Here is a 24,103-nt window from a genome sequence, read left to right on the forward strand (position 1 = left end):
AATCCGTGTTCGAACGGGTCTAGGCTCCTCCACAGAAGCAGGAACGGCCCCGTCTCCACGGAGTCGCTCTCGCTCGGCCCCGATGTCGGTGGTCGGGCGTACCGTCGGAGACACCTGAACGGACCTGCTTCACCGCCTTGTCGCAGCCGGCCGGCACTGTCACTCCGACAGCCACCGGCATGTCGCGACAGCCTGTAGGCGACACCACCACGAACACGAGAGCGAGACGGCCATGCCCAGTTCCTCCGACCGCGAGAAGTCCCTCGAGACCGCACTCGCCCAGATCGACCGCCAGTTCGGCAAGGGCGCCGTCATGCGCCTCGGAAGCGACGACCGCGCTCCCGTCGAGGTGATCCAGACCGGTTCGATCGCGCTCGACGTCGCGCTCGGGATCGGCGGGCTCCCGCGTGGCCGCATTGTCGAGATCTACGGCCCCGAGTCCTCCGGAAAGACCACCCTCACGCTGCACGCGATCGCGAACGCGCAGCGCAACGGCGGCATCGCCGCCTTCATCGACGCGGAGCACGCGCTCGACCCCGAGTACGCCAAGAAGCTCGGCGTCGACATCGACTCCCTCCTCGTGTCGCAGCCCGACACCGGAGAGCAGGCGCTCGAGATCGCCGACATGCTCGTGCGCTCGGGCTCGATCGACCTCATCGTGATCGACTCCGTCGCGGCCCTCGTGCCGCGTGCCGAGATCGAGGGCGAGATGGGCGACTCCCACGTCGGCCTGCAGGCCCGCCTCATGTCCCAGGCGCTGCGCAAGCTGACCGGCGGACTGAACACCACGAACACCACGATGATCTTCATCAACCAGCTGCGCGAGAAGATCGGCGTCTTCTTCGGAAGCCCCGAGACCACGGCGGGCGGCAAGGCGCTCAAGTTCTACGCGTCGGTCCGCCTCGACATCCGCCGCATCGAGACGCTGAAGGACGGCACCGACGCGGTCGGCAACCGCACCCGCGTCAAGGTCGTGAAGAACAAGATGGCCCCGCCCTTCAAGCAGGCCGAGTTCGACATCCTCTACGGCGTCGGCATCTCCCGCGAGGGCAGCCTGATCGACTTCGGTGTCGAGCACGAGATCGTCCGCAAGTCGGGCGCCTGGTACACCTACGACGGCGACCAGCTCGGCCAGGGCAAGGAGAAGGCGCGCCAGTTCCTCATCGACAACCCCGATGTGGCCGCCGAGATCGAGAAGCGCATCCTGGTCAAGCTCGGCGTGATCGTCGACCCGAACGCGGCCGTCGAGGCCGCGCCGGTCGCGATCGAGACCAAGCAGCCCGTGCGCAAGGGCGCCTAGCCCGTGGCGGAGAAGGCCGCGGAGGGGGCGAAGGGCCGCCCCGTGGCCTTCCTGCCCTGGGTCGACCGGGGTGCGGCGGGCGACGAGGGCTGGGCTCCGGCGGCGCCGGACGCCGACGGGGCCGGGTCGCTTCCGGAGCCGTCCGGAGCCGGGACGCCGAGTACCAGTGCTCCCCGGACGGTCGCAGGAGAGTCGGGAGGCTCCGCCCTCGGCGGCGCCGCGTCTCCGGCCTCCGAGCGGATCGCCGAGCTCTCGGCTCACGTCGCCCGGCGCACGCCGGCGTTCGTCGAGAAAGCGGACGACGAGGACGACGACGACGCGATCGCGATCCCGGAGGAGATCGATCCCGAGCAGGTCGCGGATCGGATCGTACGGGGGCTCTCCCGCAAGAGCCTCTCGGTCGCCGAGGTCGAGGCGCGCCTCTACACGGAGGGCGTCGCCGAGAAGGACGCCCTCGAGATCCTCGAGCGCTTCACGCGCTTCGGCTACCTCGACGACCTCCGCATGGCGGAGCAGCTGGTCGTCTCGCTCCGCGACCGCAAGAAGCTCGGCCGCTCCTCCATCCAGCAGGAGCTGCGCGCGCGGAAGATCGACCCCGAGGCGATCGCGTCAGCGCTCGACGAGCTGGACGGCGACGACGAGTACCGCACGGCGCTCGAGCTCGCGCGCAAGCGCCTGCCGAGCCTGCGCTCGCTCTCCGACGAGGTCGCCGAGCGCCGGCTCACGGGGTTCCTCGCGCGCCGCGGCTACGCCGGCGGACTCGTGCAGCGCGTCGTCCGCGAGACGATCCGCAAGCCGGGGTCGAGCGTCCGCTTCCGCTGACACGGCGGCCCGGGAGCGGTCCGACCGGAGCGTAGAATCCCACACCATGAGCACGCTCGGTACCGCCCCGTCGCCCGTCGCCGAGACCCGGCCGAGGACCTACGAGGTCCGTACGTTCGGGTGCCAGATGAACGTGCACGACTCCGAGCGGCTGAGCGGTTCGCTCGAGGCGGCGGGCTACGTGTCCGCCGATGGAGCCGAGGCCGACGTCGTCGTCATCAACACCTGCGCGGTGCGCGAGAACGCCGACAACAAGCTCTACGGCAACCTCGGCCACCTCGCGTCGGTGAAGCGCCGCCACGAGGGGATGCAGATCGCGGTCGGCGGCTGTCTCGCGCAGAAGGACAAGAACGTCATCCTCGACCGTGCCCCGTGGGTCGACGTGGTCTTCGGCACGCACAACATGGGCGCCCTCCCCAGCCTGCTCGAGCGCGCCCGCCACAACGACGAGGCGCAGCTCGAGATCCTCGAATCGCTCGATGTCTTCCCCTCCACGCTCCCCACGAAGCGCGACTCGACCTACAGCGGCTGGGTCTCGATCTCGGTCGGCTGCAACAACACCTGCACCTTCTGCATCGTCCCCTCGCTCCGCGGCAAGGAGAAGGACCGGCGCCCCGGCGACGTGCTCGCCGAGATCCAGGCGCTCGTGGACGACGGCGCGATCGAGGTCACCCTTCTCGGCCAGAACGTGAACTCCTACGGCGTCGAGTTCGGCGATCGCCAGGCGTTCTCGAAGCTGCTCCGCGCGGCGGGCACCATCGACGGGCTCGAGCGGATCCGCTTCACGAGCCCCCATCCCGCGGCCTTCACCGACGACGTGATCGACGCCATGGCCGAGACGCCGGCGGTGATGCCGCAGCTGCACATGCCGCTCCAATCCGGCTCCGACCGCGTCCTCAAGGCGATGCGCCGCTCCTACCGCTCCGAGAAGTTCCTCGGGATCCTCGACCGGGTGCGCGATCGCATCCCGCACGCGGCGATCAGCACCGACATCATCGTGGGCTTCCCCGGCGAGACGGAGGCCGACTTCCAGGAGACCCTGCGGGTGGTCGAGGCGGCCCGCTTCGCCTCCGCCTTCACCTTCCAGTACTCCATCCGGCCCGGCACCCCGGCCGCGACGCTGCCCGACCAGATCCCCAAGGCGGTCGTCCAGGAGCGTTACGAGCGGCTCGTCGCCCTGCAGGACGCGATCAGCGAGCAGGAGAACCGCGCAGTCGTCGGCCGAGAGGTCGAGGTCCTCGTCGCGACCGGCGAGGGCCGTCGCGACACGGAGACGCACCGGCTGAGCGGACGCGCCGAGGACAGCCGTCTGGTGCACTTCGACGTGCCCGAGGGCTCCGAGCAGCCGCGTCCCGGAGACGTGGTCTCCGTCCGGGTCACCCGTGCCGCCCCCTTCTACCTCCTGGCGGATTCGCCCGACGGCGCGCCGCTCCGCATCCGCCGCACCCGCGCGGGCGACGCCTGGGACCGGGCGCAGACCGAGTCCTGCGGAGTTCCGGCCGCCCCGGGCGGGAGCGGGGCGCCCCGGGTCTCGCTGGGCCTGCCGTCGCTGCGCGTGCGCGACGCCGGCACGCTGACGACGCCGATCTACGACGCCCTCGATGGCGAGCGCTGAGACCGGAGCCCCCGATACCGCGCCGGAGCTCATCGCGGTCGTCGGCGCGACCGGCACGGGCAAGTCCGACCTCTCGCTCGAGCTCGCCGAGGCGATCCGGCAGGACGGCGGCGCCGCTGAGATCGTGAACGCCGACGCGATGCAGCTCTACCGCGGGATGGACATCGGCACCGCGAAGCTGCCCGCCGACGAGCGGCGGGGCGTCCCGCACCATCTGCTCGACGTCCTCGACGTGACGGAGGAGGCGTCGGTCGCCCGCTACCAGAGCGAGGCGCGGCGGGTGATCGAGAGCGTGCTGGCGCGCGGGGCGACGCCGATCCTGGTCGGGGGTTCCGGCCTGTACGTCTCCAGCGTCGTCTTCGAGTTCTCGTTCGCGGGCACCGACCCGGCCGTCCGGCGCCGGCTCGAGGAGACCGCCGAGCGGGAGGGCCTGGGCGCCCTCGTCGAGCGGCTGCGCCGGATCGACGCCGGAGTGGCCGAGCGGATCGGTCCGCACAACGCCCGGCGCATCGTCCGCGCGCTCGAGATCGCGGAGCTGAACGGCGGGAGCACGCACAGCGCACTGATGTCCGACGAGCCGGTTCCGTGGCGCCCCGCCTCCCTCCTGTTCCTCGAGGCTCCGCGGGAGGAGCTGGTGCAGCGCCTCGACCGGCGGGTGGAGCGGATGTGGGCGGCGGGAATGCTCGACGAGGTCGAGCGGCTCGTCCCCCTCGGCCTGGAGCTCGGAGTCACCGCGGGGCGGGCCATCGGGTACGCCCAGGCGCTCGCCCAGCGTGCCGGCGTCCTCCGCGAGGACGAGGCGATCGCGGCGACGCAGGCGCTCACGCGCCGCTACGCACGCCGGCAGAACAGCTGGTTCCGGCGCTACGCCGGCGCCCACCGGCTCCCGTACGACGCGCCGGACCTGGTGTCGCTGGCGCACGCCGCCGCCCAGGCCGCCTCTCCCGCTCCTCGCTAGGCTGTGCGCCATGACGATCGAGCTGCACTTCACCAAGGGCCAGGGCACCGGCAACGACTTCGTGCTCTTCAGCGACCCGGACGGTGAGGTCGACCTCTCGCCCGCGCAGATCGCGATGATCTGCGACCGCCACTTCGGCGTCGGCGCCGACGGCGTCATCCGTGCCGTCCGCTCCCGCGCGATCCCGGAGGGCGCCGCGGCTCTGGCCGAGGAGAGCGAGGCGGAGTGGTTCATGGACTACCGCAACGCCGACGGCTCGATCGCCGAGATGTGCGGCAACGGCATCCGCGTCTACGCCGCGTTCCTGCTCGCGGGCGGCCTCGCGGCGCTCGAGCCCGGCGACACCCTGCCGATCGGCACCCGCGCCGGCGTCCGCGACGTCACCCGCAGCGGTGCCGGGTTCCAGGTCGACCTCGGCCGCTGGGAGCTGGCGGGCGGCGAGCCCCTGGTGCGGGCGAAGGAGCTCAAGGTCGCGCGCCCCGGTCTCGGGATCGACCTCGGCAATCCGCACGTGGTCGTCGCCCTCAGCAACGACGAGGAGCTCGACTCCGCCGACCTCTCCTACATCCCGCAGCTCGACCCGGAGCCCGAGGACGGCGCGAACGTCGAGTTCGTGGTTCCCGGCGAGCCGCTGGTCCACGACGGGATCGGGCGGATCCGGATGCGCGTGCACGAGCGCGGCAGCGGCGAGACCCTGAGCTGCGGCACGGGTGCCGCGGCGGCGGCACTGGCGGTGCGCTACTGGGCGGGAGCGCGCGCTCCGCAGGCCTGGCGCGTGGAGGTCCCGGGCGGCACGCTCGGCGTGACGATGTTCGCGGCGGAGGAGGGCGAGCACGTCGGGCTCTCCGGCCCGGCCGACCTCGTCTTCACCGGGACGATCCGGATCGACTGAGGACCCGGTCAGGCCCGGCGGGTCGTCCGCAGCACGCGGAAGCCCTTCGCCGAGGAGACGCGCTCCACGTCGAGCCGCCCGGCGAACGCGGCGCCCAGCCAGGTCTGGAGCGAGTCGGAGCCGAGGTTGCGCTGCACGACGAGCCAGGCGTCCGCGCCCTCCTCGAGCCGCGGCAGCCAGCGCTCGAGAAGGAGGTGCAGCTCCTCCTTGCCGATGCGGATCGGCGGGTTCGACCACACGGTGCGGAAGCGGACGTCGTCGGGAACATCCTCGGGCAGCACGGCGTTGACATTGAGGACGCCGAGTTCCTCGCAGTTGCGACGGACCAGCTCGAGCGCCCGCTGGTTGACGTCGACCGCCCACACCCGGGCGTCGGGGGAGGCGAGGGCGAGCGCGAGGGCGATCGGGCCCCAGCCGCAGCCGAGGTCCAGCAGGTCCCCGTCAGCGGGGGCGTCGGGCACCGCGTCCAGCAGGACGCGCGTGCCGAGATCGACGTGACCGGGGCTGAACACCCCTCCTGCCGTCGTGACCTCGAGGTCGCGGCCGGCCAGGCGGGCCTGGATCCTGCGGGGCCGGAGGTCGCCGTCGGGAGTACTCGAGAAGTAGTGCTCGGCGGCCATGAGAAGTGAACCTATCAAGACCTGAGGAGTTAGTGTTATCCGGATGACGGAAGACCTGAACGAGACCGACACGACCGAGGCCGTGGACGTCGTCTCGAGGGTCCTGGCGAACGCGCAGTCGCGTTCGGCAGGGTACTCGCGCTTCGTCGCGGGTGGAGCCCAGGCGCTGCAGAGCGCCGGCCACGAGGGCGAGAACAGCGACGGCGAGCAGTTCGACCGCGACGACCGGCAGGCGCTGCGACGCGTCGCCGGCCTCTCGACCGAGCTCGAGGACGTCACGGAGGTCGAGTACCGCCAGCTGCGCCTGGAGAACGTCGTGCTCATCGGCGTGTACTCGCAGAATTCGCTGGAGGACGCGGAGAACTCGCTGCACGAGCTCGCCGCGCTCGCGGAGACGGCGGGAGCGACGGTCCTCGACGGCCTGCTCCAGCGCCGCCCGCACCCCGATCCGAGCACCTACCTCGGCAAGGGCAAGGCCCAGGAGCTCGCGGGGCTCGTCGCGGCCCTCGGCGCGGACACGGTCGTCGCCGACACCGAGCTCGCACCGAGCCAGCGCCGCGCGCTGGAGGACGTGGTGAAGGTCAAGGTGATCGACCGCACCGCGGTGATCCTCGACATCTTCAGCCAGCACGCGAAGAGCCGCGAGGGCAAGGCGCAGGTCGAGCTCGCGCAGCTCGAGTACCTGCTCCCGCGACTGCGCGGCTGGGGCGAGTCCATGTCCCGCCAGGCCGGCGGCCAGGTGGGCGCGGGAGCCGGAATGGGCTCGCGCGGTCCGGGTGAGACGAAGATCGAGCTCGATCGTCGCCGCATCCACACCCGCATGGCGCGCCTGCGCAAGCAGATCACGGCGATGAAGCCCGCCCGCGAGGCCAAGCGCGCGAACCGCAAGCGCAACGCCGTCCCCTCGGTGGCGATCGCGGGGTACACGAACGCCGGCAAGTCGAGCCTGCTGAATCGGATGACGCACGCGGGCGTCCTCGTCGAGAACTCGCTCTTCGCGACCCTCGACGCCACCGTCCGCAAGGCCCAGACGAAGGACGGGCGCCTCTACACGCTCGCCGACACGGTCGGCTTCGTGCGAGCGCTTCCGCACCAGCTCGTCGAGGCCTTCCGGTCGACGCTCGAGGAGGTCGCGGACTCCGATGTGATCGTCCACGTCGTGGACGCCTCCCACCCCGATCCGGCCGGGCAGATCGCCACCGTGCGCGACGTGATCGGCGAGGTGGGCGCCCGCAGCATCCCCGAGATCATCGCCTTCAACAAGGCCGATCTGGTGGACGAGGGCACGCGGCTGGTGCTGCGCGGTCTCGCTCCCGACGCGGTCTTCGTGTCGGCGCGCAGCGGCGAGGGCATCGACGAGCTGGAGGCGCGGATCGCCGAGATCCTGCCCGAGCCGGACGTCGAGATCGACCTGCTCGTGCCGTACGACCGGGGCGATGTGATCTCGCATCTGCACCGCAGCGGCCGGATCCTGTCGACGCAGTACGTCGAGGGCGGCACCCGCGTGGTCGCCCTCGTGCACGCCGACCTGGCGGGCTCGCTCACCGAGTTCGCGGTTCCGCGCGCGGCCGTCCAGGCCTGATCGCCACCACCCGAGCGCCCGTCTCCCCGTCCGGGAGGCGGGCGCTCGGCGCATCCGGGAGGGGGTGCGGCGTCCCGCATCATCGACCCGCTCCGGCGGTCGGAGGGTTCGGCGATCTCGTGTCGGCAGCTCTCCTCCGCCTTCCCGTGACCGCGACGGAGGGGCGCGCGCCCCGATCGCCCGTGCCCGTCGAATGCAGGAGGGGCCCGACCGGCTGCACGCCGGTCGGGCCCCTCCTGCACGCCCGGTGTCAGACCGAGCGGAGGACCGCCACGATCTTCCCGAGCACCTCTGCCTCGTCGCCGAGGATCGGCTCGAAGTTGGAGTTGCGGGGCAGCAGCCAGGTGTGGCCGTCGCGCTGGCGCAGCACCTTGACGGTGGCCTCGCCGTCGAGCATGGCCGCCACGATCTCGCCGTTCTCGGCGGTGCGCTGCGAGCGGACCACGACCCAGTCGCCGTCGCAGATCGCGGCGTCGATCATCGACTCGCCGACGACCTTGAGCATGAAGAGCTCGCCCTTGCCGACGAGCTGCCGGGGAAGCGGGAACACCTCGTCGATCTGCTGGTCGGCCATGATCGGCACGCCCGCCGCGATCCGGCCGACGAGGGGGACCATCGCCGCGTCGCCGACCGTCGCGGTCGACTCGAACGACCCGTCGTCGTCCGTCGAGCTGGGGACGTCGATGAGGATCTCGAGGGCGCGGGGCCGGTTCGGGTCGCGGCGCAGGTAGCCGCTGAGCTCGAGCTGGTTGAGCTGGTGGGTGACGCTCGACAGCGAGGCGAGGCCGACCGCGTCGCCGATCTCGCGCATGCTCGGCGGGTAGCCGCGGCTCGACACCGAGCGCTGGATCGCGTCGAGGATCGCGAGCTGCTTGGCGCTCAGGCTCTTCCGGCGCCGGCCTGCGGCCGCCTTCGTCTTGGCGGCCGGGGTCCCGGCCCTCTGCGCGTCGCTCACGATGCTCCCTCTTCCCGGTGCGCACGCCGCGTGCGCGCCCGCCCGGTCGCGACCCGACAAGGAATGTCGGTGGTCGCTGCTCTACTACGACCAGGCTCTCGAAACTGTATCCGCCGGAACTCACGACTCGGAACATTCGTTCGAGTGTGTCGCGCGCGAGTCCGCCCGCGGATCAGCCGGAACGGTCCCTTGACCGCTCCGTCGTTCGAAGATATGTTCGGTACAGGCGTTCGGGGCGGCCCTCCCGGCCGAGGGCCTCCCCGAATCCCTGTTGAAAGGAGCGTTCCCATGACCGCACAGCTCACCTCCCGCCCGCTCCAGCGCTCGTCCGCGGCTCGGCCCGTCGAGGTACTGCCGTCCGCTCCCGAGCCGATGAGCGCGTTCGGCGAAGCGCGGATCGTTCGCACCCGTCTGCGCCTCACGCGCCGCGGCCGCGCCGTGGTGGCCGCTCTGGGGGCCCTGCCGATCGTCGCGGGCGCCTTCGCCTTCGGGCTCAACGGCGGTGGAGCGGTCGCGTCGAGCGACGCCGCTGCGGTCGAGTTCCAGTACGTCACCGTTCACGCGGGCGAATCGCTCTGGTCGCTTGCCGAGGAGCTCGCCCCGCAGGCGGACCCGCGCGACGTGGTCGACGACATCCTCTCCCTCAACCAGCTCTCGAGCGCGGGCGTCGAGCCCGGGCAGCGCCTCGCGGTCCCGGCCGAGTACGACACCGCTCGCTGAGCCGGGCTGCCCGGACGTCCGCGCCGGGTGCTTCGCTACCATTCCCTGGTGACGACTCTCGATGACCTGCCCCTCCGCGACGACCTCCGAGGCAGGCACCCGTACGGTGCCCCCCAGGCGGTCGTGCCCGTCGCCCTCAACGTCAACGAGAACACCCACCCGGTCCCGGACGACGTGATCGCCGACATCGTCGGGCGGGTCACGGAGGCGCTGCGCACCGTCAACCGGTACCCCGACCGCGAGTTCCGAGAGCTGCGCGACTCCCTCGCCGGCTACCTCGGTCACGGGCTCACCGCGGACGGCGTGTGGGCTGCGAACGGATCGAACGAGGTGCTCCAGCACGTCCTTCAGGCGTTCGGCGGTCCCGGGCGCTCGCTGCTGGGGTTCGCGCCCACCTATTCGATGTACTCGATCCTCGCGTCGGGGAGTGGAACGGAGTGGATCCCCGCTCCGCGCGAGGCGGAGTTCGAGATCGGAGCCGAGTACGCCGCGGAGCAGGTGCGCCGGGCCCGGCCCGACATCGTCTTCCTCTGCGCTCCGAACAACCCGACCGGGACGCCGCTCGACCTCGCCGTGATCGAGGCGGTCTACGACGCGACCGACGGCATCGTCGTCGTCGACGAGGCGTACGCCGAGTTCGCGGGCAGGGGCGCGCCCACCGCGCTGAGCCTCCTCCCCGGGCGACCGCGCCTGCTCGTGTCCCGCACCATGAGCAAGGCCTTCGCCTTCGCCGGCGTCCGCCTGGGCTACCTCGCCGCCGACCCCGCGGTGATCGACGCGCTCCGCCTCGTCCGCCTCCCGTACCACCTGTCGGCCCTCACCCAGGCCGCCGCGACCGCCGCCCTCGCTCACGCCGACGAGATGCTCGCCATGGTCGGCGAGATCATCGTGCAGCGCGACCGGATGATCGACGGCCTGCGCGCCCTCGGCTACCGCCCGTACGCGACCGGCAGCAACTTCGTCCTGTTCGGCAATGTCGCGGATCCGGCCGCCGTGTTCGAGGGCCTGCTCGCCCGCGGCGTCCTCATCCGCGACGTCGGCATCCCGAACCACCTCCGTGTCAGCGCCGGCACCGAGGAGGAGACGACCGCGTTCCTCGAGGCGCTCGCCTCCCTCCCCGCACCGTCGGCCGACCCCGCGGTGGCGCTCTCGCGCGAGTGAGCTCCGCCCGGGGGCGGCGACGCGGCGCGAATAGACTGGAAGGCATGACCTCCCCGAGCGCCGCACCCGGGCGCACCGCCTCCCTCAGCCGTGCCACCAGCGAGTCGAGCATCGAGCTCTCCCTCGACCTCGACGGCACGGGCGTCGCCGATCTCGAGACCGGCGTGCCCTTCTTCGACCACCTGCTGACGGCGTTCGCGAAGCACTCGCTCACGGATCTCCGAGTCCGGGCCCGCGGCGACATCGAGATCGATATCCACCACACCGCGGAGGACATCGGCATCGTGCTCGGCACGGCCATCCGTCAGGCGCTCGGCGACAAGGCCGGGATCTCCCGCTTCGGCGACGCGCTCGTCCCCCTCGACGAGGCGCTCGTGCAGGCGGTCGTCGACATCTCGGGGCGCCCCTACCTCGTGCACACCGGCGAGCCGGAGGGCTTCGCGCTGCACCTGATCGGCGGCCACTTCACCGGGTCGATGGTGCGCCACGTCTTCGAGGCGATCGCGTTCAACGCCGGCCTCACCGTGCACGTCACGGTGCTCGGCGGCAGGGACCCGCACCACATCGCCGAAGCGGAGTTCAAGGCGTTCGCCCGCGCCTTCCGTCAGGCCAAGGCCCTCGATCCGCTCGTCTCCGGCGTGCCGTCGACGAAGGGCGCGCTGTGAGCTCGGCCCGCCCCTCCGTCGTGGTCTACGACTACGGCTCGGGGAACGTGCACTCCGCCGTCAAGGCGCTCGAGCTCGCCGGGGCCGACGTCGAGCTGACGGGGGACCGGCAGCGGGCGCTGGAGGCGGACGGCCTCCTCGTGCCCGGCGTCGGCGCCTTCGACGCCGTGATGTCGGCACTGACCCGCGCCCGCGGCGGCGAGATCATCGAGAAGCGCCTCGCCGGCGGGCGCCCCGTCCTGGGCATCTGCGTCGGGATGCAGGTGCTCTTCGAGCGCGGCGTCGAGCGCGGGGTCGAGAGCGAGGGCCTGGGCGAGTGGCCGGGGACGGTGGACCTACTCCCGGCCGAGGTCGTCCCGCACATGGGCTGGAACACCGTCTCCGCTCCCGAGGGATCGGTGCTCTTCGACGGCATCGCCGAGGAGCGCTTCTACTTCGTGCACTCCTACGGCGCCCGCGAGTGGTCGCTCGACGTGATGCCCCCGTTCCCGCGTCCCGCGGTCACCTGGGCCGATCACGGAGGCCCCTTCATCGCCGCGGTCGAGAACGGGCCGCTCTCGGCCACGCAGTTCCACCCCGAGAAGTCGGGGGCCGCCGGGCTCCGGCTGCTGGCCAATTGGCTGGGCACCCTCCGCACGAACTAGGATCGGCCGGTGGTCGGCGCCTCCAGGGGCCGGCACCGGCTCCGAGACTGAGGATGACGATGAGCGAGTTCACCAAGGCCCCGGGCCTGGTCCTCCTGCCCGCGATCGACGTGGCGGGCGGCAGGGCCGTGCGGCTTACGCAGGGCGAGGCCGGGACCGAGACCAACTACGGCGACCCGATCGACGCCGCGGGCGACTGGGCCGACCAGGGCGCGGAGTGGATCCACCTCGTCGACCTCGACGCCGCCTTCGGCCGCGGCGACAACCACGGCATCATGAAGAAGGTCATCCGGCAGGTGAAGGGCGTCAACGTCGAGCTCTCCGGCGGGATTCGCGACGACCGGAGCCTCGAGTCCGCGCTGAGCGCCGGCGCGAAGCGCATCAACCTCGGCACCGCGGCGCTCGAGAACCCCGAGTGGGCCGCGAGCGTCATCGCGCAGTACGGCGACCAGATCGCCGTCGGTCTCGACGTCCGGGGCACCACGCTCGCCGCGCGCGGCTGGACCAAGGAGGGCGGCGACCTCTGGCAGGTCCTCGACCGCCTGGAGGAGGCCGGCTGCACCCGCTACGTCGTCACCGACGTCACGAAGGACGGCACGCTCAAGGGCCCGAACCTCGAGCTCCTCGAGCAGGTCATGGCCCGCACCCACCGCCCCGTGATCGCCTCGGGCGGCATCTCGAACCTCGACGACATCGCCGCTCTGCGCGACCTCGTGCCCCAGGGGCTCGAGGGCGCGATCGTCGGCAAGGCGCTGTACGCGGGCGCGTTCACGCTCGCGGAGGCCCTGGATGTCGCATCCGAGTGAGCCCCGCCCGCTCCCGGCGCATCTGACCGACTCGGCCGGCACCCCCTGGGCGGGCCGGCACTTCGAGCCGAGCGCAGCGCCGAAGGACGACGGAAGCGCCCCGGAGGCGCTGGTCGCCGCGCTCGAGTCCTTCGCCCGCGGCACTCGCGGCCCGGAGGCCGTGGTCGACGCGATCCGCACGTCCCGCCTGCTCATCCCGCTGGTCGCCCGCCTCGGCGAGGAGGCGGAGGGGGTCGGGGGACTCCGGGCGGACAAGACGCAGGAGCTCGCGATCGTCACGGTCGCCGGACCCGACGGCCGCACGGTGCTCCCCGTCTTCAGCGGCGTCGAGAGCATGCGCCGATGGGACCCGGCCGCCCGTCCCGTCCCGGTCGACGGGCGCCGTGCGGCCCTGGCGGCCGTCGCGGAGGGCACCGAGGTGATGGTCCTCGACCCCGCGTCCGAGCGGGAGTTCGCGGTTCGGCGCCCGGCGCTCTGGGCGATCGCGGAGGGCGGCGACTGGCGGCCGGCCCCCGCCGATGCGGAGGTGCGCCGGGCTCTGCGCGCGGCTGCGGAGGGGGAGCGGGCGGTCGCCTCGCTCGAGGTGCGCGCGGGAGACCCGCAGCAGCGCCTGGCGGGGCCCGAGCTCGTGGTGGTCCTGAGCCTGCGCCCGGGGCTCGATCAGGACGCGCTCGGCGCCCTCGTCGCGCGCCTGGGGGAGCGGTGGGCGGACGACGAGACCGTCGCGCAGCGCGTCGACTCGATGACGCTGCAGCTCGCCGCCGCCCGCTGACTCCCGATCAGGTGACCGGGCCGGTCCACTTCTCGCCCGGGCCCTTGCCGATCGGGTCGGCGATCGGGGACGCCTCACGGAACGCGAGCTGGAGGGTGCGGAGGCCGTCGCGCAGGCTCCGGGCGTGCATGTCGCTGATGTCGGGCGCCCCGGCCGTGACCAGGCCCGCGAGCGCGTTGATGAGCTTGCGCGCCTCGTCGAGGTCGACCTGCGCTCCGGGCTCGTCGGCGAGCCCGCACTTGACGGCGGCCGCGCTCATCAGGTGCACGGCGGCGGTGGTGATGATCTCCACCGCCGGGACCTCCGCGATGTCGCGCGCGGCCTCCACGTCGGAGGCTCCGCCGTCCTCGCCGAATCGTCGCGTGTAGTCGTCGTCGTACTGGGCCATGGGTCCTTCGTTCGTCGTCCGTGGTGGAGGGGCGCGGCCGCCGCAGCAGAGGATCGAGGGGCGGCCGGATCCGCTCTGTCGGGCGGGCCGCCGGTCTGCTATGGTTGTCCGGGCTCCGAGGCATGTCCTCGGTTCGAAAGTGGAGATTCTCCCACCCGCGCTTGACCGCTTCACAAGGTTACCGGGTCAGAAGCACTCCGCCCCCGAGGGTCGTCAGACCACCGGAGGCAGGGCTGCGGCTCTCGAGGTCCGCCTCGGGAACCGCGTCACAGGGTGCGAGCGCCGTGCTGCAGGCACGACGTGGACGGGACGATCACCTCTCTCGGGTGCGCTGGAGAAGACTCCGGCAGCGCAGCTGCACTCACCGAGATCAGAGGAGAAACGCAATCAGCGATCCCCGTACCAACGACCGTATCCGCGTCCCCGAGGTCCGCCTCGTGGGTCCCGCAGGAGAACAGGTCGGCGTCGTCAAGATCGAGGTCGCCCTGCGACTCGCGCAGGACGCAGACCTGGACCTGGTCGAGGTCGCCCCCAACTCCAAGCCGCCCGTGGCCAAGATCATGGACTACGGGAAGTTCAAGTACGAGCAGGCTCAGAAGCTCAAGGAAGCCCGTCGCAACCAGGCGAACACGATCCTCAAGGAGGTCCGTTTCCGCCTGAAGATCGACAAGCACGACTACGAGACCAAGCGCAAGCGCGCCGAGGGCTTCCTCAAGGCCGGCGACAAGGTCAAGGCGATGATCCTCTTCCGCGGTCGCGAGCAGTCGCGCCCCGAGATGGGCGTCCGCCTGCTCCAGCGCTTCGCGGAGGACGTCGCCGAGTTCGGCCAGGTCGAGTCCACCCCGACCATCGACGGTCGCAACATGGTGATGGTCATCGGCCCGCTGAAGAACAAGTCCGAGGCGAAGGCCGAGGCCAATGCGGTCCGCGCCGCTCGTCGCGAGGCCAACACCCCCGAGGACACGGCCGAGGCCGAGTCCGTCTAGTACTTCGCCGCCCCGGCCTCGGGGCCGGTGGACGCCCCGCTCGCGGGGCACCGGTTTCGCCCCGCCGAGCGCGGAGTGACGTTCACAAGGAGAGAACATGCCCAAGATGAAGACCCACTCGGGTGCCAAGAAGCGCTTCAAGGTGACCGGCTCCGGCAAGGTCATGAAGCAGCAGGCCGGCATGCGGCACAACCTGGAGTCCAAGTCCAGCGTTCGCACGCGCCGCCTCAACCAGGACCAGGTCCTCGCCCCGCAGGACGCCAAGGTCGCCAAGAAGCTTCTCGGTCTGTAGCCCACCGCCGGCGCAGCCCGCTGCGCCGCGTGGTCGCTACTCAGCCGACACGGATCGATAGGAAGAAACAGCAATGGCAAGAGTGAAGAGGGCCGTCAACGCCCACAAGAAGCGTCGCGTCATCCTCGAGCGCGCCTCGGGCTACCGCGGCCAGCGGTCGCGCCTCTACCGCAAGGCGAAGGAGCAGGTCACCCACTCCCTCGTCTACTCGTACCGCGACCGCCGCGCCAAGAAGGGCGAGTTCCGTCGTCTCTGGATCCAGCGCATCAACGCCGCGTCCCGCGCGAACGGCCTGACCTACAACCGCTTCATCCAGGGCCTCGCCCTGGCCGGCGTCCAGGTCGACCGCCGCATCCTCGCGGACCTCGCGATCACCGAGCCGGCCACGTTCGCCTCGCTCGTCGCGACCGCGAAGAGCGCGCTGCCCGCCGACACCTCGGCGCCCAAGGCCGCAGCGTAGTCAGCACGGCTTCCCGGAGGGGGTCGCGACCGAGAGGTCGCGGCCCCCTCCGTCGTTCGCGGGCCCTCCCGCGCCGTGTCTGCGGGGGCGGCGATCACCGCGCCGATAGGCTCGCCGCATGCTCGACAACCCCCGCTCTCCCCGTGTCCGCTCCGTGGCGAAGCTCACCCGCCGCCCGGCCCGGCTCGAGACGGGGCTCTTCCTCCTCGAGGGCCCGCAGGCACTCTCCGAGGCGCTGCAGTACCGCCCGGAGCTGATCGTCGAGTCGTTCGCGACTCCGACCGCTCTGGAGCGGCACCCCGAGATCGTCGCCGCGGCCGCCGAGGCGGAGGTGGAGATCGAGTACGTGACCGAGGACGTCCTCGACGCGATGGCCGACACCGTCACTCCGCAGGGCTTCGTCGCGGTCTGCCGTCAGTTCCCCACGTCGCTCAAGGACGTCGTCGCCTCCGAGCCGCGCCTCGTGGCGGTGCTCGAGGAGGTCCGCGATCCGGGCAACCTCGGCACGATCATCCGTGCCGCCGACGCCGCCGGCGCTGACGCGGTCGTGCTGTCCGGCCGCTCGGTCGACCTCTACAACCCCAAGGTCGTGCGCTCCACGACCGGCTCGCTCTTCCACCTCCCGGTCGCGGTCGGCGCCGACCTCGCCGACGTGCTGGGCCGGCTCCGCGGCGTGGGCCTCCGCTCCGTCGCGGCCGACGTGAAGGGGGAGGACCTGCTCGACGTCCGCGCCCGCGGGGACCTCGCCCAGCCGACCGTCTGGGTCTTCGGCAACGAGGCGCGCGGCCTCGAGGAGGAGTCGCTCGCCCTCGTCGACGGCGTGGTCGCGGTGCCCATCTACGGGGCGGCGGAGTCGCTCAACCTCGCGACCGCGGCCTCCGTCTGCCTGTACGAGAGCGCCTTCGCGCTGCGTTCCTGAGAGGAACCGGGCCGAGGGTGCCGCGAACCTGGAGAACAGGGTGCGTTGTTACCCTTCGGTTAAGAATTCCCTCATGATTTGACCGGCCCATCCCCGTGTGCTTCTCTGACGGCATGGTCACAGCCCCGCAAGACGAGCGCGCCGCCGCTCCCGCCGGTGAACCCCTCGTCGTCCTCTCCGGGGTGCAGAAGCACTACGGCGACTTCCAGGCTCTGAAGGACATCGATCTGACGGTGCACCGGGGCGAGGTCGTCGTGGTCCTCGGTCCCTCCGGATCCGGCAAGTCGACGCTCTGCCGCACGGTCAACCGGCTCGAGACGATCTCGGGCGGCACCATCACCATCGACGGGCAGAAGCTCCCGGAGGAGGGCAAGGGCCTCGCCGCGCTCCGCGCCGACGTCGGGATGGTCTTCCAGTCGTTCAACCTCTTCGCGCACAAGACGATCCTCGAGAACGTCACCCTCGGCCCGATCAAGGTCCGCGGGCTCTCCCGCAAGGACGCGGAGGCGCAGGCTACGGCGCTGCTCGACCGGGTCGGCGTCGGCCACCAGGCCGCCAAGACCCCGGCCCAGCTCTCCGGCGGGCAGCAGCAGCGCGTCGCGATCGCGCGGGCGCTGGCGATGAAGCCCAAGGTGATGCTCTTCGACGAGCCGACCTCGGCGCTCGATCCCGAGATGATCAACGAGGTCCTGGACGTGATGGTCGGGCTCGCCAAGGACGGGATGACGATGATCGTCGTCACCCACGAGATGGGCTTCGCCCGGAAGGCCGCCGACCGCGTCGTGTTCATGGCCGACGGCGAGATCCTCGAGGACACCGACCCGGAGTCGTTCTTCACCGCGCCCCGCACCGACCGGGCCAAGGACTTCCTCTCCAAGCTCATCACGCACTAGAAGCGCGATCAGCAGCCACCAGGCAGGTCGGACCCGTGACCCGGGAGCCGACCCGACATCGCCCGCTCCGGCGGGCCGAACCCCAGGAAGGACGATCATGCGCACCAGGCTCATGTTCATGACCGCGGGACTCGCAGCAGCGACCCTCGCCCTCGCAGGCTGCTCCGGCGACTCCGGAACCGCCGGCGGCGGCGCCGGTGGAGGCTCCGAGGGAGGGACCTCCGCGTACGAGGTCGCCTCCGACGTCACTCTCGAGGGCAGCCCGACCTTCGACGCGATGACCGCGGACGGCAAGGTCGTCATCGGCGTCAAGGAGGACCAGCCCGGGCTGGGCTACCTCGACGCGGCGACCGGCGAGCGCTCCGGCTTCGACATCGAGATCGCGAAGTGGACCGCGGCCTCGCTCGGCTTCGCGGCCGACGCCATCGAGTTCAAGGCGATCCCGTCGGCCAACCGCGAGGCGTCGATCGTGAACGGCGACATCGACTACTACGTCGGCACCTACTCGATCACCGACAAGCGCAAGGAGCAGGTCGGCTTCGCCGGACCCTACTTCGAGACCGGCCAGCAGCTGCTCGTCGCGGCCGACAACGACACGATCACCGGACCGGACGACCTCACCGCCGACACCACCGTGTGCTCGGCCACCGGCTCCACCCCGATCCAGAACATCCGCACCAACTACCCCGAGGTGAAGACCGAGGAGTTCGACACGTACTCGCAGTGCGTGGACGCGCTCGCCGACGGCACCGTCGACGCCGTCACCACCGACGGCGCGATCCTGATCGGCTACGCCGCTCAGCGGCCCGACGAGCTCAAGGTCGTCGGAGAGCCCTTCAGCACCGAGCTGTACGGCATCGGCCTGCCCAAGGACGACGACGCCCTGCGCCACTTCGTCAACGGCATGCTGACCGACGGCGGCGAGACCTGGAGCGCCATCTACGACGAGACGCTCGGCCAGTCCGGCACCACCGTCACCCAGCCGGCGGTGAACGACTACTAGGAGGCGCCCCGGGCGGCCCGACCGCCGCCCGGGGGTCCCCTCTCCTCGACCACCACCACCGCTCCGACAGAAGGGCCAGCCGCATGGATGTCCTGTTGAACAACCTCGACGTCTACGTCCCGGCCTTCGGCAACACCCTGATCCTCTTCAGCGTCTCGCTCGTGTTCGCCCTGCTGATCGGCACGGTGGTCGGCGCGATGCGCGTCTCGCCCGTCCCGATCGCCCGCGCGGTCGGCACGGTGTACGTGAACACCATCCGGAACACCCCGCTCACGCTGGTGATGTTCTTCTTCGCCTTCGGCTACCCCAAGCTCGACCTGCCGCAGGTGGACTACACGAACCTGGCGATCTGCGCCCTCAGCCTCTACACCGCGACCTACGTCGCGGAGGTGCTGCGGTCGGGCATCAACACCGTGCCGATCGGCCAGGCCGAGGCGGCCCGCGCGATCGGCCTCGACTTCGGCCTCACGATGACGCAGGTCGTCCTGCCCCAGGCCTTCCGCTCCGTGATCCCGCCGCTCATGAGCGTCCTGATCGCGCTGCTGAAGAACACCACCGTCGCCGCCGGCTTCTCGGTCGCGGAGGCGGGCACCATCGTCCGCGTGCTCAACGAGCGCGGCGAGAACAGCCTCATCGTCGTCCTCTGGGTGGCCCTGGTCTTCGTGGTCCTGGTCACCCTGCTCTCGCTCGTCCAACGTCAGCTCGAGAAGAAGTGGAGGGTCGCCCGATGAGCTCCGTCCTCTTCGACAACCCCGGCCCCCGGGCCGTCGTGCGCAACCGCGTCATCGGCGTCGTCGTCGTCCTGCTGATCGCGGCGTTCCTCGGCTTCGTGGTCTGGCGCTTCGCGGAGTCCGGCCAGTTCGACGCCTCCAAGTGGCGCGCGTTCGGCTACCCGCTGGTCTGGCAGAGCATCGGCGGCGCCCTCGGCCGCACGCTCGCGGCCTTCGCCACGGCGGGCGTCGCCAGCCTCGTCCTCGGCCTCCTCCTGGCGATCGGCCGGCTCTCGGACCGGCGCTGGATCAACGTCCCCGTCACGCTCTTCATCGAGCTGTTCCGGGCGATCCCCGTCCTGATCCTGATGATGCTGATGTACTACGGCCTGCCGTTCGCGGGCCTCAAGCTCAGCCCCTACCTCGCCGTCGTCATCGCCCTGACCCTCTACAACGGCTCCGTCTTCTCCGAGATCTTCCGCGCCGGCATCGAAGCCCTCCCGCGAGGACAGAAGGAGGCGGGCTACGCGATCGGCCTGCGCAAGTCCGGCGTGATGCGGCTCATCCTGTTCCCCCAGGCGATCCGCTCGATGCTGCCCGTGATCATCGCCCAGCTCGTCGTCGCCCTCAAGGACACGGCGCTCGGCTCGATCATCACCTACAACGAGCTGCTGTACTACGCGCGCTACCTGGGCAACCAGTCGAGCCTCGACAGCCCGATCATCCCGGCGGCGATCGTCATCGGAGCGATCTACATCGGCATCTGCCTCCTCCTCTCGGGGCTGGCGAAGTGGATCGAGATCCGCACGAAGAGCGGCGGACGCGGCGGCCGCACCATCGGCGGCCACCCCGCAGCCCGCGCGCAGACGGACACGCAGCTGATCGCTGTGCAGGATTGAACTGTGAGGATCGCCCGAGGGCGATCCTCACCGCGGTCGGCTTCCTGACGGGGTCGGGTTCCGCAGAGCGTCCTGCGTCCGGCTAGGAGGAATCGCTCGCACGCGATTCGTCCGTTCGCCTCGAGGGTCCGGCGATCGCTCAGCGCATCGAGCGGTGGTGCTCCGCTCCGGCGTCGTCGACGCGGAGGCGGTGGTGATCGGGGAGTCGCGATCGGTCCGGGCGTCTTCCCGTCCGGCGGCGCCCAGCTTCCTGCCGGTCGAGCAGCCTCCGACCCCGGCGTAGCGAGAACCCGCCCCTGCTGGTCGAGCAGCGCCGGTGGCGGGGCTTCGAGGGCCGTCGGCGCAGATGGGGGCCTGGCCGCGGGCGAGCGCGACGAGCACCGCGCGCGGGCGGCGGGAGGGGGCGGAGGCCCTCGCCTACACTGGGGGATCGTGTCAGACAGCAACCCGATCACCGATGAGGCCGTCTCCGCGGCGGTCGCCGACGCCCTCGCCGCCATCGGCGCGGCGGGCGACTCCACCGCTCTGAAGTCCGCCCGAGCCGCCCACCTCGGCGAGGGGTCCGCCCTCGCCCGCCTCAACGCGCAGATGCGCTCCGTCCCGCCCGAGCACAAGGCGGCGTCCGGCAAGCTCGTCGGCGGTGCCCGCAAGCAGGTGGGCGACGCCTACGCCGCCCGCGAGGCCGAGCTCGTCGAGGCCGAGGACGCGGCCGCGCTCGAGGCCGAGCGCGTGGACGTCACCGCCGGCGCCAGCTTCGTGCGCCGCGGCGCCCGCCACCCCCTCTCGCTGCTCCAGGAGTCGATCGCCGACGTGTTCGTCGGGATGGGCTGGGAGATCGCGGAGGGGCCGGAGCTCGAGAACGAGTGGTTCAACTTCGACGCCCTGAACTTCGACGAGGACCACCCGGCCCGAGCCATGCAGGACACCTTCTTCGTCGACCCCGTCGACTCGCACCTGGTGCTGCGCACGCACACCTCGCCGGTGCAGATCCGCTCGATGCTCGAGCGCCCGCTGCCGCTCTACGTGATCGCTCCCGGACGGGTGTACCGCACCGACGAGCTCGATGCGACGCACACGCCCGTGTTCACGCAGTTCGAGGGTCTCGCCGTCGACCGCGGCCTGACCATGGCGCACCTGCGGGGCACCCTCGAGCACGTCGCGCGGATCCTCTTCGGCGACGACGCGCGCATCCGCCTGCGCCCGAACTACTTCCCCTTCACCGAGCCCAGCGCCGAGCTGGACGTCTGGCACCCGACCTTCGTCGGCGGTGCCCGCTGGATCGAGTGGGGCGGCTGCGGCATGGTCAATCCGAACGTGCTGCGCGCGGCCGGGATCGACCCGGAGGAGTACTCCGGGTTCGCCTTCGGCATGGGGATCGAGCGGACCCTGATGTTCCGCAACGACGTGAAGGACATGCGCGACATGGTCGAGGGCGACGTCCGCTTCAGCGAGCAGTACGGGATGGTGATCTGATGCGCATCCCGCTGAGCTGGCTGGGGGAGTACGTCGACCTCGAGCAGGACGTCACGACGGAGTCCGTGCACGCGGCCCTGGTGTCGGTCGGCCTGGAGGAGGAGGACGTCCACCGCTTCGAGGTGACCGGCCCCGTCGTCGTCGGCGAGGTGCTCGACCTCGCTCCCGAGCCGCAGAAGAACGGCAAGACCATCAACTGGTGCCACGTCCGCGTGGCCCCGGAGGGCAGGCGTGCCGCCGACGGCGGAGAGGACGTCCGCGGCATCGTCTGCGGAGCCCACAACTTCGCGGCCGGCGACAAGGTCGTCGTGTCACTGCCGGGCGCGGTCCTGCCCGGGCCGTTCCCGATCTCCGCGCGGAAGACCTACGGGCACGTGTCCGACGGGATGATCGCCTCGAGCCGCGAGCTCGGCCTCGGGGACGACCACGACGGCATCCTCCGCCTCGCCTCGCTCGGGCTCGACCCGGAGCCGGGCACGGACGCCGTCGCGCTCCTCGGTCTCGACGACGCCGCGGTCGAGGTCAACGTGACGCCCGACCGCGGCTACGCCTTCTCGATCCGCGGCATCGCCCGCGAGTACGCCCACGCCACCGGAGCCGCCTTCCGCGACCCCGCTCGGGCGCTCCCTCCGCACGAGCGCACGGAGACGGCCCCCGTCTTCCCCGTGTCCGTGGCCGACGAGGCGCCGATCCGCGGCCGTGTCGGCGCCTCCGTGTTCGTCACGCGCGTCGTTCGGGGCGTCGACGTCTCGCGACCGACGCCGCCGTGGATGCTCGCGCGACTGCGCCTGGCCGGCGTCCGCTCGATCTCGCTCGTCGTGGACATCACCAACTACGTGATGTTCGAGCTGGGCCAGCCGCTGCACGGCTACGACCTGGCGACCCTGCAGGGCGGCATCGTGGTGCGGCGCGCCGCGCCGGGGGAGACCCTCGAGACGCTCGACGGCCAGACCCGGCGCCTGCACGCGGAGGACCTCGTCATCGCCGACGACGGCGGGGCGATCGGCCTCGCCGGAGTGATGGGGGGCGCGCGCACCGAGATCTCGGACGCCACGTCCGACGTCCTGCTCGAGGCGGCGAACTTCGACCCGGTCTCGATCGCCCGGACGGCTCGCCGGCACAAGCTGCCGAGCGAGGCGTCGCGGCGCTTCGAGCGCGGCGTCGACCCCGAGGTGGCCTCGGTCGCCGCGGCCCGGGCGGTGCAGCTGCTGGTGGAGCTCGCCGGCGGCACGGCGGACGAGCTCGGCTCGGTCCTGGCCGACCCGCGCACGGCGGAGCCGGTCGAGCTGCCGGACGGCTACGTCGCAGGCCTCATCGGCGTGGAGTACACCCCGGAGGAGATCCGCGGCGCGCTCGTCGAGATCGGCGCCTCCGTCGAGGCCGGCGGAGCGGGCCTGCTGGTGACTCCGCCGAGCTGGCGCCCCGACCTCGTCGACCGCGCCTCGCTCGCGGAGGAGGTCGCCCGCATCACCGGGTACGACCGCATCCCGGCGATCCTGCCCGTGGCGCCTCCCGGCCGCGGGCTGACCCCGGGCCAGCGGCTGCGCCGCACCCTCGCCCAGGCGCTCGCCGCCGCGGGTCTGACCGAGGTGCTCTCGTACCCGTTCCTCTCGCGCTCGATCAACGACCGGCTCGGCTCGGTCGACGGGGAGCCGCAGGAGCAGATCACGCTCGCCAACCCGCTCGACGCGACCGCGGGCCAGCTGCGGATCTCTCTGCTGCCGGGTCTCGTGCAGGTCGCGGCCCGCAACCGCTCGCGCGGCCTGACGGATCTCGCGGTCTACGAGCTCGGCTCCGTCTTCCTCCCGGTTGCCGGCCGCCCGTTCGGCTCGGGGGCGCTCCCTGCGGGCGGGACGCGTCCGTCCGCGGAGGTCGAGGCCGAGCTGAACGCGGGCATTCCGCCGCAGCCGCGGCACCTCGCGGCGCTGCTCACGGGTGCCGCCGTCGTGCGCCAGCCCGGTGTCGCCGGGCGTGACGTCGACTGGCGCGACGCCCTCGACGTGGTCCGCGAGGTCGCCGCAGCGACCGGCACCGAGCTCGTGCTGCGCCAGGGGGCCCACGCCGCGCTGCACCCGGGCCGCACCGCCGAGGTCGTGCTCGACGGCGCGGTCATCGGGCACGCGGGGGAGCTGCTCCCGGCGCTCGCCGAGGAGCTCGACCTCCCGCGCCGCGTCGCCGTGGTCGAGCTCGACCTCGAGCCGCTGCTCGCGCGGGCCGGGAGGGTCGTCGTGGCCCGTCCGGTGGGCGCGCTGCCCGCCGCGACCCAGGACCTCTCGCTCGTCGTGCCGGTCGGCATCGCGGCAGCCGACGTGCGCGCCGCCGTCGCCGAGGGGGCGGGCGAGCTGCTCGAGGCGATCCGCCTGGTCGACGACTACCGCGGCACCGGGCTCGCCGAGGGGACGAAGTCGCTGACGTTCGCGCTGCGCTTCCGCGCGCCGGACCGCACGCTCACCGCGGCCGAGGCGACGGCCGCGAAGGAGAACGGCGTGGCCGTGGCGGCGGAGCGCTTCGGCGTCCGACTCCGCGAGTGAGGCCGGGGGTCCCGTCCGGCTCGGCCGGGCGGGGCCC

The 24,103-nt window shown here is 71.8% G+C and carries 25 protein-coding genes; 22 read left to right on the top strand and 3 right to left on the bottom strand.

The genetic code is table 11. The annotated features are described in order from the left end of the window. Positions 1–232: 232 nt before the first annotated feature. From recA to dapF, 5 genes are read left to right on the top strand one after another with little or no spacing between them, the layout of a single operon-like run. A complete protein-coding gene (recA, locus tag C5D09_RS05085; RefSeq protein ID WP_104224475.1) occupies positions 233–1,300 on the top strand; it encodes a recombinase RecA in 1,068 nt (355 codons plus the stop codon). A 42-nt stretch (positions 1,301–1,342) separates the two neighbouring features. Beyond that, the gene (locus C5D09_RS05090) at positions 1,343–2,122 is read left to right on the top strand and encodes a regulatory protein RecX (RefSeq protein WP_181127332.1); all 780 of its coding nucleotides are present in this window, start codon (positions 1,343–1,345) and stop codon (positions 2,120–2,122) included. Between the two features lie 46 nt (positions 2,123–2,168). Next, positions 2,169–3,737, top strand: coding sequence for a tRNA (N6-isopentenyl adenosine(37)-C2)-methylthiotransferase MiaB (gene miaB / locus C5D09_RS05095; RefSeq protein ID WP_104260627.1), 1,569 nt, complete (start codon positions 2,169–2,171; stop codon positions 3,735–3,737). Further along, on the top strand, positions 3,724–4,695 hold the full coding sequence (gene miaA / locus C5D09_RS05100; RefSeq protein WP_104268753.1) for a tRNA (adenosine(37)-N6)-dimethylallyltransferase MiaA: 972 nt from the start codon (positions 3,724–3,726) through the stop codon (positions 4,693–4,695). The genes miaB and miaA overlap by 14 nt, the downstream gene beginning before the upstream one ends. Before the next feature lie 10 nt (positions 4,696–4,705). Continuing rightward, on the top strand, positions 4,706–5,587 hold the full coding sequence (gene dapF / locus C5D09_RS05105) for a diaminopimelate epimerase (protein WP_104226308.1): 882 nt from the start codon (positions 4,706–4,708) through the stop codon (positions 5,585–5,587). A gap of 8 nt (positions 5,588–5,595) precedes the next feature. Here the strand turns inward: dapF and C5D09_RS05110 are convergent, their stop codons facing one another. Further along, entirely contained in the window at positions 5,596–6,207 is a 612-nt protein-coding gene (locus C5D09_RS05110) for a class I SAM-dependent methyltransferase (RefSeq protein WP_104226309.1), read from the bottom strand. A 43-nt stretch (positions 6,208–6,250) separates the two neighbouring features. On the opposite strand from C5D09_RS05110, the gene hflX reads away from it, so the two are divergent. After that, the gene (gene hflX / locus C5D09_RS05115; RefSeq protein ID WP_104268754.1) at positions 6,251–7,789 is read left to right on the top strand and encodes a GTPase HflX; all 1,539 of its coding nucleotides are present in this window, start codon (positions 6,251–6,253) and stop codon (positions 7,787–7,789) included. Positions 7,790–8,039: 250 nt separating this feature from the next. Here the strand turns inward: hflX and lexA are convergent, their stop codons facing one another. Then, complete coding sequence (lexA, locus tag C5D09_RS05120; RefSeq protein WP_104267096.1) at positions 8,040–8,744, bottom strand: transcriptional repressor LexA; 705 nt, start codon at positions 8,742–8,744, stop codon at positions 8,040–8,042. A gap of 288 nt (positions 8,745–9,032) precedes the next feature. Between lexA and C5D09_RS05125 the strand changes: the two genes are divergently transcribed. From C5D09_RS05125 to C5D09_RS05150, 6 genes are read left to right on the top strand one after another with little or no spacing between them, the layout of a single operon-like run. Continuing rightward, positions 9,033–9,464 (top strand): LysM peptidoglycan-binding domain-containing protein, encoded by a 432-nt coding sequence (locus C5D09_RS05125; protein ID WP_308470716.1) that lies wholly within the window; start codon positions 9,033–9,035, stop codon positions 9,462–9,464. Positions 9,465–9,509: 45 nt separating this feature from the next. After that, a complete protein-coding gene (locus C5D09_RS05130) occupies positions 9,510–10,625 on the top strand; it encodes a histidinol-phosphate transaminase (protein WP_104268769.1) in 1,116 nt (371 codons plus the stop codon). Positions 10,626–10,669: 44 nt separating this feature from the next. After that, positions 10,670–11,290, top strand: a complete 621-nt coding sequence (gene hisB, locus C5D09_RS05135) for an imidazoleglycerol-phosphate dehydratase HisB (protein ID WP_104224484.1) — start codon at positions 10,670–10,672, stop codon at positions 11,288–11,290. After that, positions 11,287–11,934, top strand: a complete 648-nt coding sequence (hisH, locus tag C5D09_RS05140) for an imidazole glycerol phosphate synthase subunit HisH (RefSeq protein WP_104224485.1) — start codon at positions 11,287–11,289, stop codon at positions 11,932–11,934. The genes hisB and hisH overlap by 4 nt, the downstream gene beginning before the upstream one ends. 59 nt (positions 11,935–11,993) lie before the next feature. Continuing rightward, positions 11,994–12,740: a bifunctional 1-(5-phosphoribosyl)-5-((5-phosphoribosylamino)methylideneamino)imidazole-4-carboxamide isomerase/phosphoribosylanthranilate isomerase PriA gene (priA, locus tag C5D09_RS05145; protein WP_104224506.1), complete on the top strand. Its 747-nt coding sequence runs from the start codon at positions 11,994–11,996 to the stop codon at positions 12,738–12,740. Then, positions 12,724–13,512, top strand: a complete 789-nt coding sequence (locus C5D09_RS05150) for an SseB family protein (RefSeq protein WP_104268755.1) — start codon at positions 12,724–12,726, stop codon at positions 13,510–13,512. Before priA ends, C5D09_RS05150 begins: the two co-directional genes overlap by 17 nt. A 7-nt stretch (positions 13,513–13,519) precedes the next feature. On the opposite strand, the gene C5D09_RS05155 is transcribed toward C5D09_RS05150, so the two are convergent. Beyond that, complete coding sequence (locus tag C5D09_RS05155; protein ID WP_104313470.1) at positions 13,520–13,900, bottom strand: DUF1844 domain-containing protein; 381 nt, start codon at positions 13,898–13,900, stop codon at positions 13,520–13,522. 437 nt (positions 13,901–14,337) lie between these two features. Here C5D09_RS05155 and infC point away from each other — a divergent pair, with 437 nt between their 5' ends. The 10 genes from infC (at position 14,338) to pheT (ending at position 24,066) form a co-directional block, all read left to right on the top strand. After that, complete coding sequence (infC, locus tag C5D09_RS05160) at positions 14,338–14,886, top strand: translation initiation factor IF-3 (RefSeq protein WP_374952931.1); 549 nt, start codon at positions 14,338–14,340, stop codon at positions 14,884–14,886. A gap of 97 nt (positions 14,887–14,983) precedes the next feature. Further along, positions 14,984–15,178, top strand: a complete 195-nt coding sequence (rpmI, locus tag C5D09_RS05165; RefSeq protein ID WP_055793295.1) for a 50S ribosomal protein L35 — start codon at positions 14,984–14,986, stop codon at positions 15,176–15,178. 73 nt (positions 15,179–15,251) lie between these two features. Beyond that, positions 15,252–15,638, top strand: coding sequence for a 50S ribosomal protein L20 (gene rplT, locus C5D09_RS05170; protein WP_104224487.1), 387 nt, complete (start codon positions 15,252–15,254; stop codon positions 15,636–15,638). A 118-nt stretch (positions 15,639–15,756) separates the two neighbouring features. Further along, positions 15,757–16,557, top strand: a complete 801-nt coding sequence (locus C5D09_RS05175; RefSeq protein WP_104226312.1) for an RNA methyltransferase — start codon at positions 15,757–15,759, stop codon at positions 16,555–16,557. Between the two features lie 113 nt (positions 16,558–16,670). Next, a complete protein-coding gene (locus C5D09_RS05180; protein WP_104224489.1) occupies positions 16,671–17,450 on the top strand; it encodes an amino acid ABC transporter ATP-binding protein in 780 nt (259 codons plus the stop codon). A gap of 97 nt (positions 17,451–17,547) precedes the next feature. Continuing rightward, a complete protein-coding gene (locus tag C5D09_RS05185) occupies positions 17,548–18,453 on the top strand; it encodes a glutamate ABC transporter substrate-binding protein (protein ID WP_181073455.1) in 906 nt (301 codons plus the stop codon). Between the two features lie 83 nt (positions 18,454–18,536). Further along, positions 18,537–19,184 (top strand): amino acid ABC transporter permease, encoded by a 648-nt coding sequence (locus C5D09_RS05190; RefSeq protein ID WP_104224491.1) that lies wholly within the window; start codon positions 18,537–18,539, stop codon positions 19,182–19,184. Then, positions 19,181–20,062: an amino acid ABC transporter permease gene (locus C5D09_RS05195; RefSeq protein WP_104224492.1), complete on the top strand. Its 882-nt coding sequence runs from the start codon at positions 19,181–19,183 to the stop codon at positions 20,060–20,062. Before C5D09_RS05190 ends, C5D09_RS05195 begins: the two co-directional genes overlap by 4 nt. 432 nt (positions 20,063–20,494) lie before the next feature. Beyond that, positions 20,495–21,535 carry a phenylalanine--tRNA ligase subunit alpha gene (gene pheS / locus C5D09_RS05200; RefSeq protein ID WP_104250188.1) on the top strand — a complete coding sequence of 347 codons (1,041 nt, stop codon included), beginning with the start codon at positions 20,495–20,497 and terminating at the stop codon, positions 21,533–21,535. After that, complete coding sequence (gene pheT / locus C5D09_RS05205) at positions 21,535–24,066, top strand: phenylalanine--tRNA ligase subunit beta (RefSeq protein ID WP_104268756.1); 2,532 nt, start codon at positions 21,535–21,537, stop codon at positions 24,064–24,066. The genes pheS and pheT overlap by 1 nt, the downstream gene beginning before the upstream one ends. The last annotated feature ends 37 nt before the right edge of the window (positions 24,067–24,103 follow it).

The sequence above is a fragment of the Rathayibacter sp. AY1C9 genome, assembly GCF_002932315.1.
In the GTDB taxonomy this organism is placed as follows: domain Bacteria; phylum Actinomycetota; class Actinomycetes; order Actinomycetales; family Microbacteriaceae; genus Rathayibacter.

What these genes read in the sequence shown, in the direction of transcription:
- recA (WP_104224475.1), top strand. Translation starts at nt 233, where the DNA reads ATGCCCAGTTCCTCCGACCGCGAGAAGTCCCTCGAGACCGCACTCGCC.
- miaB (WP_104260627.1), top strand. Translation starts at nt 2,169, where the DNA reads ATGAGCACGCTCGGTACCGCCCCGTCGCCCGTCGCCGAGACCCGGCCG.
- miaA (WP_104268753.1), top strand. Translation starts at nt 3,724, where the DNA reads ATGGCGAGCGCTGAGACCGGAGCCCCCGATACCGCGCCGGAGCTCATC.
- dapF (WP_104226308.1), top strand. Translation starts at nt 4,706, where the DNA reads ATGACGATCGAGCTGCACTTCACCAAGGGCCAGGGCACCGGCAACGAC.
- C5D09_RS05110 (WP_104226309.1), bottom strand. Translation starts at nt 6,207, where the DNA reads ATGGCCGCCGAGCACTACTTCTCGAGTACTCCCGACGGCGACCTCCGG.
- hflX (WP_104268754.1), top strand. Translation starts at nt 6,251, where the DNA reads ATGACGGAAGACCTGAACGAGACCGACACGACCGAGGCCGTGGACGTC.
- C5D09_RS05125 (WP_308470716.1), top strand. Translation starts at nt 9,033, where the DNA reads ATGACCGCACAGCTCACCTCCCGCCCGCTCCAGCGCTCGTCCGCGGCT.
- hisB (WP_104224484.1), top strand. Translation starts at nt 10,670, where the DNA reads ATGACCTCCCCGAGCGCCGCACCCGGGCGCACCGCCTCCCTCAGCCGT.
- priA (WP_104224506.1), top strand. Translation starts at nt 11,994, where the DNA reads ATGAGCGAGTTCACCAAGGCCCCGGGCCTGGTCCTCCTGCCCGCGATC.
- C5D09_RS05150 (WP_104268755.1), top strand. Translation starts at nt 12,724, where the DNA reads ATGTCGCATCCGAGTGAGCCCCGCCCGCTCCCGGCGCATCTGACCGAC.
- C5D09_RS05155 (WP_104313470.1), bottom strand. Translation starts at nt 13,900, where the DNA reads ATGGCCCAGTACGACGACGACTACACGCGACGATTCGGCGAGGACGGC.
- rpmI (WP_055793295.1), top strand. Translation starts at nt 14,984, where the DNA reads ATGCCCAAGATGAAGACCCACTCGGGTGCCAAGAAGCGCTTCAAGGTG.
- rplT (WP_104224487.1), top strand. Translation starts at nt 15,252, where the DNA reads ATGGCAAGAGTGAAGAGGGCCGTCAACGCCCACAAGAAGCGTCGCGTC.
- C5D09_RS05175 (WP_104226312.1), top strand. Translation starts at nt 15,757, where the DNA reads ATGCTCGACAACCCCCGCTCTCCCCGTGTCCGCTCCGTGGCGAAGCTC.
- C5D09_RS05180 (WP_104224489.1), top strand. Translation starts at nt 16,671, where the DNA reads ATGGTCACAGCCCCGCAAGACGAGCGCGCCGCCGCTCCCGCCGGTGAA.
- C5D09_RS05185 (WP_181073455.1), top strand. Translation starts at nt 17,548, where the DNA reads ATGCGCACCAGGCTCATGTTCATGACCGCGGGACTCGCAGCAGCGACC.
- C5D09_RS05190 (WP_104224491.1), top strand. Translation starts at nt 18,537, where the DNA reads ATGGATGTCCTGTTGAACAACCTCGACGTCTACGTCCCGGCCTTCGGC.
- C5D09_RS05195 (WP_104224492.1), top strand. Translation starts at nt 19,181, where the DNA reads ATGAGCTCCGTCCTCTTCGACAACCCCGGCCCCCGGGCCGTCGTGCGC.
- pheT (WP_104268756.1), top strand. Translation starts at nt 21,535, where the DNA reads ATGCGCATCCCGCTGAGCTGGCTGGGGGAGTACGTCGACCTCGAGCAG.